Below are 942 nucleotides of genomic sequence, written 5' to 3'. Positions count from 1 at the left end.
TGGTAGGCCTCGGCGGCGGGTTGCGCGCTGCTCGCTTCGGATGCCCGCGCCGCGTCGGCGAGCGGGCGTTCGAGTTCCCGGATCCGATCCTCCGGGTCGTCGTTTGCTGCCATGGGTTGAATATGCCATTCGCCCGGGCGATTTCGGCCGGTTCGGTAGTTTCTTGCATCGTGCCCGAGTTGCCGAACCGTCAGGTCCTCCTTCGCCGCCGCCCCACCGGCCTCGTTCAGCCGGGTGACACCGAGCTGGTCACCACGCCGGCGCCCGAGCCCGCGGAGGGCGAGGCGCTGCTGCGCACCACCTACGTCGGGATCGACGCCGCCGCCCGCACGTGGCTCGACGACCAGCCCAGCTACCTTCCGCCGGTGCAGATCGGCGAGGTGATCCGCGCCGCCGGGATCGGCGAGGTGGTCGCCTCGCGCTGCGACGCCTACGCCGTCGGTGACGTCGTCACCACCCTGACCGGCTTCTCCGACTACGCGATCATCCGCGACGACCTGTTCAGCACGCCCATCCCCGGTGAGGACGACCAGCTGGCGATCATGTCGGTGTACGGACCGACCGGCGCCACCGCGTATTTCGGGATGACCGACATCGGCCGGCCGAGGCCGGGCGAGACGGTCGTGGTCTCGGCGGCCGCCGGGGCCACCGGGTCGGTGGCCGGGCAGATCGCCAAGATCGCCGGCGCCCGGGTGGTCGGGATCGCCGGCGGACCCGAGAAATGCCGGGCCGTGGTCGAGGATTTCGGGTTCGACGCGTGCATCGACTACAAGAACGACAACCTGGCGGCGGCGCTCAAACAGCACTGCCCGAAGCGCGTCGACGTCTACTTCGACAACGTCGGCGGCCCCATCCTCAACGCGGTGCTGGGCCGGTTGGCCCCCCACGCGCGGGTCGTCCTGTGCGGGGTCATCTCCAGCTACCTCACCGGCGAGCATCCCG

The 942-nt window shown here is 70.6% G+C and carries 1 protein-coding gene; it reads left to right on the top strand.

The features are described 5' to 3' along the window. Positions 1-170 precede the first annotated feature (170 nt). The coding region (locus A5701_RS10270) for an NADP-dependent oxidoreductase (protein ID WP_067752122.1) at positions 171-942 on the top strand (772 nt) is incomplete at its 3' end.

Source organism: Mycobacterium sp. E3305 (assembly GCF_001666785.1).
GTDB lineage: Bacteria > Actinomycetota > Actinomycetes > Mycobacteriales > Mycobacteriaceae > Mycobacterium.
The sequence above is the reverse complement of the archived record's forward strand: the minus strand, read 5'-3'. Positions and strand labels throughout refer to the sequence as shown.